General features: G+C 32.9%; 9 protein-coding genes and 1 tRNA gene. 7 read left to right on the top strand and 3 right to left on the bottom strand.

Annotation, left to right across the window (positions count from 1 at the left end):
* A partial coding sequence (locus HMPREF9402_RS10140) for an ATP-dependent helicase (RefSeq protein ID WP_009607288.1) occupies positions 1–2,179 on the bottom strand: 2,179 nt, incomplete at its 3' end.
* Positions 2,180–2,338: 159 nt separating this feature from the next.
* Here HMPREF9402_RS10140 and HMPREF9402_RS10135 point away from each other — a divergent pair.
* The 6 genes from HMPREF9402_RS10135 to HMPREF9402_RS10110 all read left to right on the top strand — a co-directional run bounded on the left by HMPREF9402_RS10135 (position 2,339) and on the right by HMPREF9402_RS10110 (position 7,426).
* Positions 2,339–2,719, top strand: a complete 381-nt coding sequence (locus tag HMPREF9402_RS10135; protein ID WP_006785039.1) for a zinc-ribbon domain-containing protein — start codon at positions 2,339–2,341, stop codon at positions 2,717–2,719.
* A gap of 153 nt (positions 2,720–2,872) precedes the next feature.
* Complete coding sequence (dcuC, locus tag HMPREF9402_RS10130) at positions 2,873–4,222, top strand: C4-dicarboxylate transporter DcuC (protein ID WP_230310299.1); 1,350 nt, start codon at positions 2,873–2,875, stop codon at positions 4,220–4,222.
* 92 nt (positions 4,223–4,314) lie between these two features.
* The gene (locus HMPREF9402_RS10125; protein ID WP_006785041.1) at positions 4,315–4,881 is read left to right on the top strand and encodes a hypothetical protein; all 567 of its coding nucleotides are present in this window, start codon (positions 4,315–4,317) and stop codon (positions 4,879–4,881) included.
* Between the two features lie 350 nt (positions 4,882–5,231).
* On the top strand, positions 5,232–6,074 hold the full coding sequence (locus HMPREF9402_RS10120; protein ID WP_139058198.1) for a hypothetical protein: 843 nt from the start codon (positions 5,232–5,234) through the stop codon (positions 6,072–6,074).
* A 28-nt stretch (positions 6,075–6,102) separates the two neighbouring features.
* Positions 6,103–6,606 (top strand): GNAT family N-acetyltransferase, encoded by a 504-nt coding sequence (locus tag HMPREF9402_RS10115; RefSeq protein WP_009607290.1) that lies wholly within the window; start codon positions 6,103–6,105, stop codon positions 6,604–6,606.
* An 85-nt stretch (positions 6,607–6,691) separates the two neighbouring features.
* The gene (locus HMPREF9402_RS10110; protein WP_009607286.1) at positions 6,692–7,426 is read left to right on the top strand and encodes a hypothetical protein; all 735 of its coding nucleotides are present in this window, start codon (positions 6,692–6,694) and stop codon (positions 7,424–7,426) included.
* Between the two features lie 218 nt (positions 7,427–7,644).
* Here HMPREF9402_RS10110 and HMPREF9402_RS10105 read toward each other — a convergent pair whose 3' ends face one another.
* Positions 7,645–8,277, bottom strand: a complete 633-nt coding sequence (locus tag HMPREF9402_RS10105) for a hypothetical protein (protein WP_009607281.1) — start codon at positions 8,275–8,277, stop codon at positions 7,645–7,647.
* A gap of 140 nt (positions 8,278–8,417) precedes the next feature.
* Positions 8,418–8,504, bottom strand: a tRNA-Leu gene (locus HMPREF9402_RS10100).
* Positions 8,505–8,837: 333 nt separating this feature from the next.
* Here HMPREF9402_RS10100 and HMPREF9402_RS10095 point away from each other — a divergent pair.
* Entirely contained in the window at positions 8,838–9,227 is a 390-nt protein-coding gene (locus tag HMPREF9402_RS10095; RefSeq protein WP_006785046.1) for a hypothetical protein, read from the top strand.
* Positions 9,228–9,700 lie beyond the last annotated feature (473 nt).

The raw sequence follows: 9,700 nt of genomic DNA, 5'->3' as shown, positions 1-9,700 counted from the left end.
AACTTGAAACCAATTCGACATTTCCATTTAAAACAGTTATTCTGAGACTGATTCGTTTGGTTTCATTTTCGAATTGAATCGTCGCAATTTCTCCTTCTTTTTCAATAATGGTTCCTGTTCCAAATCGTTTATGATTAATCACGGAACCTTCTTTAAAAGGCGTTAAGTCAGCGGATTCTGAAGTTATTAGGCCTCTTTTTAACTCTTCAATTTTTTTTCCATGACTGAGGCGACTTGAGACGGGTTTTGGTTCTTCGTCAATTGGATTAAGAATCTTGGAAACTTCTTTATAAAAGTTTGAGCGACTAAATAATAGATTATGTTTTTTAGCAACACTTAGTAGCGTCAATTGCTCTTTTGCCCGTGTCATGGCGACATAAAAAAGACGACGCTCTTCTTCATAATGGTCAAAAATTTGACTTTTGGCTTCGATGATTGCTGTTTGGGGTGGCGTGATGCCATTCATACAATCAATTAAAAAGACGGTTTTAAATTCTAAGCCTTTTGAGGCATGAAAAGTTAAAAGGTTAACTCCTTTTGCTTGTGTGGTGCTTTGTTCACTAATTAGCCTGAGGTGTTCAAGGCGCTCAAGAAAGGCTTTGTGAGAATCTACGTCTTTGGCAATCATTTTTAAGGTTTCTAAAACTGCCATCCCTTGGGTATAAAGGCGTTCCTCTTTTTCATCTTTTAAGAATCCTTTTTTGATTAGATAACTTTCATAATCTAAAGTATTTAAAATAAAAGCCATCATCCGATTGCAAGGTAGACTTGGAAGTTTCATGAGGTTTTGTTTAAAGAGACGGACTTTTTCACGTTGATAAGTGGAATTAAAAGTAACCAGTCGTGTTAAATAATCGAGATAGCCACTTTCTGTTTGAGAGGTCACTTGATGTTGAGTTGTGGCTGAGAGATAGAGAATTTTCGCCACGCGTTGAAAGGATTCTAAGTGGTTAGGTGATCTTGATAAGGTGATTATGGCCTTGATATCTCTGACAATGGGATGGTAGAAAAATGAAAGTTTTCCTTCTTGGAGTTTGAAAGGGATTTGGTGACGTTCGAATTGTTCAATCAGGGGAAGAGCAGAAACATTTTGACGATACAAAATCGCCACATCGTTTAAATCTTCTGCTTGTTTTAACGTGGTGATTAAAAAAGATAATTGTTCTTGTTCGGTTTGAAAATGATGAAGAGTGGGGGACATTCCGGTTTCATTTTGAGTTTGAATCGTTTTTTTATATCTACTTTTATTATGTTGGATGAATTGAGAGCTCGTTGATACAATAGAGGCTGTTGAACGGAAATTTTGATTCATATAGAGAATGCGAGCTTCTTTAAAGGTTTCTTTAAAAGTTAATAGCTGTTTTGGATAAGCTCCTCGAAATGCATAGATACTTTGATCATCATCTCCTACTAAAAAAATGTTATGATGGCGACTGGCAATGAGTTTGATGAGTTCGTATTGGATTTTTGAGGTATCTTGCGCCTCATCGATTTGAATGTGGGTATAACGGGTTTGATAAAAATTTAAAAGGTAATCGTGATGTTTAAGGATAGAGAAGGCTGTAGTGAGTAGATCATCGTAGTCGAGTAAATATCTCGATTCTTTGAAGGCTTCATATTTTTTATAAAGTTGAATGAATTCCTCAACTTCTGTTTCGACGTATTGTTTGATTTCTTTCGTATGATGCGGTTCTATCATCAAGTTTTTAAGTAAACTGATTTGGCCAGTGAGCGTTTCTAAATCATCGTCGCTTGGATAACGTTCAGTTGTTTCGATGTAAAATTGTGTTAAGAGTTGCTTTTTATGAAGAGTCGTCTGATTTCCTTCAATAAATTGATACATTACCCCACTCAGTTGTTGGTAGTGTTTAATCAGTTGAAAAGCGAAACTATGAATCGTTGAAAATTGAACTTGTTTTGAGAGTTTGGGGAATAATGCTTGGAATCGCTCATTCATATCACGTGCCGATGCTTTTGAGAAGGTTAAGGCTAGAATTTGTTGAGGATGAACCTTTCCACTTAAAATCAAATTAGCTAACCGAATTACGGTTACTGTCGTTTTCCCGCTTCCTGGACAGCTAATCACACAAATGGGACCATCAAGGGCTTGAGTCGCTGCTAATTGATCATCAGTTAATACAATTTGATGATATTGATTGAGGTAGGTATATAAGTCCATGATGAAAATTCCTCCTAATGACACATTTTGTTTATCTTTATTATACAAGATGAGTCCCAATTTGACTAAAAATTTCATTGCTTGTTTGGTTTCATTTAGAGAATGAGGACCATTCACTCGTCTTCTTAATATGATACAGTAGAAAGGAAGGTGAGCGCGATGGCATTTTGGGATGACTTTCAAAAAAATATGAATAAAACAGCCAATGCTTCGATTAAAACGACGAGTAAATGGATTGAAATTGGAAAATTAAATGTGGCGTTGAATGCGGCTAAACTAGATTTGAATGATCTTTATGAGCGAATCGGTGAATATGTTTACCAAAATAAAATAGTTGATGTGAAGCAAAGTGATGAATTACAAGAATTATTTCATGAAGTGTCTCAACAAAAAATGAAGATAAGAGAAATTCAAGCACAACTTAATCAAATGAGGAGCAAGTATCATTGTGAGCAATGTGGGGCTGAGATTGATGCTAACACGAAATATTGTCCATATTGTTCAGCTCCTCAATCCAATCAAATTGATTGGAGAATTTAAGAGAAAGTTCTTATGAAGAAATTGACTTCATAAGAACTTTTTTTTGTAAATGCTGTCGAATGGTGGCGAAAAAATTAAAAATAAAGTATAATGACACAGGATTTTATCACGTGAAGCAAAATGTTAACAACATGTAAAGGAAAGGGTGAGAAAATGAGTGAGTTAATCATTGCATTGATTGTGATTATATTGGCAGCTTATTTAATTAAGAAAAAGTATGACATTAAATTAGTCATGTTCGGTAGTGGAATCCTGTTGATGTTGAGTGCTTTATTGATGAATAAAGTTATTCTACCGAGTGAAAGTAGTAGTGAAGTTCCTTTTTTTGATATTTTCAAGGTGATGGGGAATCTCTTTACCAAACAATTAAGTGGCGCTAGCTTTACACTGTTATTATTATTTGGTTATACGGCGTATATGAAGGCCATTAGGGCAGATGAAAAAACTGTTAGCGTGTTATCAGCCCCCTTAAAGCACATTAAAATCAAAGCGTTATTAATTCCTATATTTTATTTGATTGGAAATTTTTTGTGTATCATTATTCCAAGTTCTTCGAGTTTGTCAGTGATGTTGATGGCAACAGCCTTCCCTATCTTAACGAGTGCAGGTGTTTCCCCTTTAGCTGTGGGAGCTGTGATTGCTACATCAGCAACGATTGCCCCAACACCATTAGGTGCTGATAATTTACTAGCATCTGAAGCACTTGGTCTTCCTGTTACAGACTATGTGTTTAATTATCATGCTAAAATTTCCATTCCTATTATCTTAATGATGGCAATCGTTCATTTTATTTGGCAAAAACGTCAAGATCATTTAGAAAGAAGTGAAATCACTTCAACATTGCCAAAACTTAAGGAAGTAACGGATCAGCTACCGATGTTTTATGCAATCCTTCCTATGTTACCGTTACTCTTAATGCTGATTTTTTATTTTGTATCGGATGTGAATTTAGGTATTTCTGAAGTCATCTTTTTCTCATTGATGGTGAGTATATTGTGTGAAGTGATTCGAATGCGTTCATTTCAAAAGGGAACCGCTGAGATTCAAGCCTTCTTTAATGGGATGGGCGTTGGACTAACGACTGTTGTGGCTCAGGTTGTAGCGGCTTTAACCTTTGTAGAGGGATTAAAGATTTTAGGCGTGATCGATTTAATGGGGGAGGTTATAAATCATTTAAATGCAGCTGGTCTAATGTTGACTCTCGCTTTTTGTTTACTGGCTTTATTTGTTGGGTTATTAAGTGGAAGTGGATTAGCAATCTTTTACGCATTTGTTGAGCTAATGCCATCCTTTGCCGAGTCTGTGGGAATTTCAGCCATAAGTTTAGCAATTCCAATGCAATTTGTTTCTCATTTAGTCAAAAGTATTTCTCCAGTTTCCCCAACGGTTATTATTATCTCGTCGATGATGAATGTTTCTCCCGTGCGACTCATTAAGAGAACCATCGTTCCAGTCCTTGTTGGAATGGTGTTATCGATTGTTTTAACGTATGTGATTCTTTAGGATTCTCTTTCTCCTTAGTAGCATATCAAGCCTCTTTTCATATAATGAAGTAAAGGGTGAGTAAGAAGCTAAATGCTAGAGGAGGGAAAGAGATGCTTAGAATCAATCGAACATTTTTATTAGTTTATGATAGTTTAATAGCCTTTGCATTTATGTTACGATATATCTTAATAGGACCTGTTTTATTTAATTCAACTTGGTGTTTTTGGCTAACTTTAGTGGTGGTAACCGTTGTTTTGATTGGGTTAAGTTATTTGACGTTTTGTCATCCAACTCCACTTGAAATTGTTGCCTATCATGTCAATCTCATTATGAGACATCGAGTTGATGAAAATAATGATGAAGATTATAATGAAAAAAATAAAACTTATTTATCCAATCGTTTTATTCAAAGTGCTAATTACCAATTTTTTTATTATGGTAATTGTTGTGCAAAAACCGATCAGTATCGACAGATGAAAATTAAATTAGCTTTAGGCCAACAGACATTTAATCAAATTTCAATTATTATTAAAACGGTTGATGAACAATATATTCGATTCAATTTGATTAAACAAACAGAAAGTCCGCTTATTGCGTTTTTATATCACTGGGAAGTCGATCAAATCGAATATAGCGATAAAGAAACATTTGACCAGATGGTTAAAGGCCTTATTTAAAAAGACATGTTAATGTCTTTTTTTTTTTTATGGTTCATAAAAAAGAATCAAACAGCATGTAAAATTTTAGAAAAATAGGAATTTATTTTTTGGAAATAAGCTATAATAGAAATAATTATTATTAGGAGGAATCCTCATGGTGGTAGATAGTCATCCATGTTTGACCTATTTAAAAAACAAAAGGAAGATGGAAATTCAAATCTTGTGTTTTATTTTTTTTATTAGTTTAATAATCTTACTGTTTGAAAAAAAAAACGCCTCAAAGTTATTGTTTTATTTTTGGATTGTCGATTAGTTTAATTGTTTTAATCTGTATGTATCCAAGATTTTTAAACGGTGCTGAAAGAAAAATGAGATCCTTGAGGTACACCAGTCCTAAGTATTTATTTGATTTGGTGATACCTAATTTTTTATATAATGTGACTCAATTAGATTTTGGTTGTTTTAAAATTGAAAATGTTTTATTTAATGATGCTGGAATTTGTTTGGTTGATTCATTTCAATCCATTGGGGTATTACATGGTGAAAGAATGCAGTACTTACTGGAGATTCAATCATCAAAAGAACAACAATGTTGTCGAAAAGTAAAAAATCCATTTAGAACGTTGCTTTATAAAAGAGAGTGTTTAAAGTTAATCATAGAGTTGTATGATTTAAATTATGAAATCTATTCAGGATTATACTTACCGCATGCGAATTGGGTCGAAGGTCGTAAAGACTCATCAACGGATTTTTTGATTGAGGGAGGCAAGTCATTAAAGAAATTTATTAGAAACTTTGAAAGGTCTACCTTGAAAGTCATCATTAAAAATCAGTATCCTCTGACATCGTCAGAGGATGTTATTTATGCTTTAATGTCAATTCGTTATTTTGGTTATTTGAGACAATTTTATCATTCATTAATGCCACTTCAAAAAATCAGATTAAAAAAGGAGTTAAGTCCGAGTTCCATTATTTTGTTTGAATTCGTCATCTTAAAAGATGCTTTTACACTCGAAAAATTAGAGCGATTCATCAATAAAAATAAAAAACAACTAAAGGTCGGAATGAAAACTTGGCAAGAGCAGTTGTTTCTAGAATTAAATCAATTCTTTGAAAAAAATAATAACGATTCATTTACTCCTTTTAATTTGATGGGGTTAATGATGAGTGAAGGTTTTTTTATTCAAGCTAATCATGATTTATTTAATTAACATTTAAAGATCTAGAAGGGGGAAGTTCATGATGCAAATTACTATTCATAACATGCAACCAAAGCACTATGAAAGAGTAGGAGCTATTTATAAGCAGGGGATTGATTCTCATCATTGTACGTTTGAATCGGATGTCCCAACTTGGGAAGGATTTGACGCGAACCATCTTCCCTTTTGTCGGTTTGTGGTCTTAAATGAAAGAGAAGAGGTCATAGGATGGACTGCCTTGAGTCAAACGAGTTCGCGATCTTGTTTTGAAGGCGTCGCTGAAGTCAGTATTTATTTGGATCAACACGTAATCGGACAAGGGATTGGAGAGCAATTATTAAATTATTTAATTACAGAATCTGAACAAAATGGGATTTGGAGTTTGATTTCAGGTATATTTCCAGAAAATGTAGCAAGTCTTAGGTTACATCAAAAATGTGGATTTAGATATGTGGGATATCGCGAAAAGATGGGGAAAACAAGAGAAGGCGTCTTTAGAGATGTTTTGTTTATGGAAAGAAGAAGTTTAAAGGTTGGGGTTTAGTTTGAAATTTTTGAACTGTTACCTGTCTCACTCCTAATGGATTGGCATATACTAAAAAGGTAAGCAGGCAAAGTGAGGGGATAGTATGGAATATGGAATTAGCGGTTACCGCTCTAGCCAGGATCATTATCGAACCAAAACTGTTGTCCAGTTAGATAAACATCAAAGTGATTTATCCGGAGATGGAGTTGCTGAAACGATTTATTTATTGGGAATTAAAAATAATGATGACTTAATTATTAATGAAATAACGTTAGTGATTGAAAATGGAAAGGATAAAGAACGTCGTTATTACGCCATTCCAACTTCAAGTGGAATGGGTGGCGGGATACATGTGGAAGATTTCAATCATGATGGACAATTAGATATTGGTGTGTATATTTTAAGTGGTGGAACCGGAAATGAATTGAAGTATTACTTGTTACTCAATCATAATCATGAATTTTGTTTAGCTTTTAGTAGTGACATGTATGAGGAAAAAATGAAGTATCAAGTTCAATATTTAGATCGATACCAAGTTGAGGTCAAAAATTTAAATTCAGAACAAACAAGGTTAATTAATTTAAAAGATAAATCACCTGAATATTTAAAGGTGATTTATGATGAACAGGGAATGTTAAAAGAACCGATTCAGGGCATCGTAGCACATGTTAGCGATGCGGATTCAATTGAGAGTAAAATGTTTGATCAAGGTAGCGATTTGATTTTAACTCACCGTATATTAGGGCGTTCTCACAATGACACGCTAGGATATGTTTCAGCTTATCTAGTTTTCGATAATGAAAAATATCATGTTTACAAGATTTTAGTTTCTCAGTAAAAAAAATAGAGATTCTAACAATTTATAGAGTAAAGAGAAAAAAAAGACAAATAATAAAAGTAAAATTGCAAAGGAAATCTTGGAGTGATTAATATGACAATTGAAGCTTTTATTTTTGGTGCTATTTTTGAAATGTGTATTACGTATCTACTTTTATGTGAACTATTCTTTTAAAAAGGTGAAGTCTATAGCTAGACTTCACCTTTTTTAAGATAGATTTAGTTTAATAACGACTTGGGTTTTCGACAGGAATAAATAGTAAGTAAGACTGAATAAGTTAGAAGCGATAGATTTAATGGAAGAAAGGATGAGTGTAAATAATAGGTTGGAGTCGTTAATGAATGACGATATTCATCTTTGATTAAAAACAAATATTGATCCGGATTTTCCTCAATTGTTTCACCGTTTGAGATTTGATCTAAAATATTCAGGTAAAAAGAGGTAGATTCTTCGTTATAACCAAGAAGTAAGTAAGTTCCATTAACGATGGTAGCGGGAACGGCCCCTTTTAGATTTTCAGGAAGATTGAATTTTTCTAGCCACTCATTAAAATAACTTTTAATTTTTTTATTTTTTATATTATAGTATCTTGCTGAAATGCCTAAGAGGTCAGAATTAGGATGAAACAGTTCCTTATATAGATTTTCTTTTAAAATCGTACAATAAGGACATCCTGTTCTTCCAAAGCTTTCAATAATAATGGTAGATTTTTTAACTTCATGATTGCTGAATAAAGGAAGATTAGGCGCTGAAAGGGTTTCGGGCTGGTTTTGATAGATTAATGAGGTGTAAAAAAAATAAATTAAGACGATTAAACTTGCTAATAAAGAATAGTTTTTCAAGTAGTTCATATTTCCCCCCACGAATATAAAACATGATTGATAATTTTACCACTTTTTGGAATAAAATTCAATCATTTAAAGTGAAACAAAAAAAAGACAACCTACATGTAGTAGGTTGTCTAATCTATTTAAATGAATGAATGGCTTGTTGGTACCAGTGGCCGGATTCGAACCGGCAAGGAGTAAACTCCGGTGGATTTTGAGTCCACTGCGTCTACCAATTTCGCCACACTGGCTTTACAAAACTAATTATAGCATGAATTTTATAAATTTCAATATTTTTCCTAAATATATTTTTAAAAATAAGATTTTTTGATTTACAAAGTTTAAAGGAGAAGGAAATTGAAAAATCGTAGCAATGATTATTTTTATTTGAAATTTGTACAAGAAAAAAGATAAAATGATGAATTTTTTAATTTTTTAAACGTATATTATGAATATAAAGCGTTTTCTTAGAGCACTTGAAACATTCGAAAATAAAATAAAGCTGAATTTTGTCGGACGACAATGTGTTGGGATGTAGAGTGTCATAAGAAAAAAGCACAAAAAATAATTTGGAGGGATTTTATATGATTATGTACTGGCAGTCAGCATCAAATAAAATAGTAAGTGAAGAAGAATTTTTAGCGTCACAAGCTGGGGTTAAACAAAAAATTTCAGATTGGGCTGAAAATGAGTTGCATTTACAAAATCAGTTACTCGAAGATTTTGTTACTGATAAAGTAGAAGAATACACACGCTCCTACCTTAAAGTAAGTTTACCATTTGAATCAGAAGCGTTTTGTCGAGAGTACCTTGAAAAGTTTTATGAAGAACATTCGGAAATTATTTCCTTATTCCCTTATGATCGATGGGCTTGGGTTCAAAAACTTGAAAATATTCATTATGGTGAATACGACATTCAAAGTGTCAGAGTCGAAAGTAAATTACTTGATCATAAAGAATTACCTTTAGTCTAATTTAATTCATTCAAGAGTAAAAGGATTGCGATTCATAGCGCAATCCTTTTTTAGCGAGTCGCTTGATTAAGTAGGAAAAGGCTCTGATTTAAAAATGATAAATCTTTTTATCTTTAAGCCTCTTTCTTAACCTTGAAATGAGATAAGAGGAAATGAAGTGTTTGTTAACCTTCAATAAGGTTTAAAATCTCGATGAGAGTCTGTAGATGATCTAACAATCGTAATTGTTTATAAAGAGGAAGATAAACTAGACCTTAGACGTTAGTTAGGAAAAAATTAAGATACTCATTCATAGATTGAAAGCTAAACTCTATGTTGAGGAATAAAGAATCCGTATCAGTAGGAAGATCATACTCTAACTATAGTATTCCTTAGTATCTTTTGATTCGTTACGATTAAATGGAAAAAATTTCTTAATAAAAATATTCAAAAAGTTATTTACAAAAGTGTTGAAATGGTTTAATATAGTCAAT

Origin of the sequence: Turicibacter sp. HGF1 (assembly GCF_000191865.1) — a bacterium.
In the GTDB taxonomy this organism is placed as follows: domain Bacteria; phylum Bacillota_I; class Bacilli_A; order MOL361; family Turicibacteraceae; genus Turicibacter; species Turicibacter sanguinis.
Note: the sequence above shows the minus strand (reverse complement) of the source record. Positions and strands in the feature narration are given on the sequence as shown.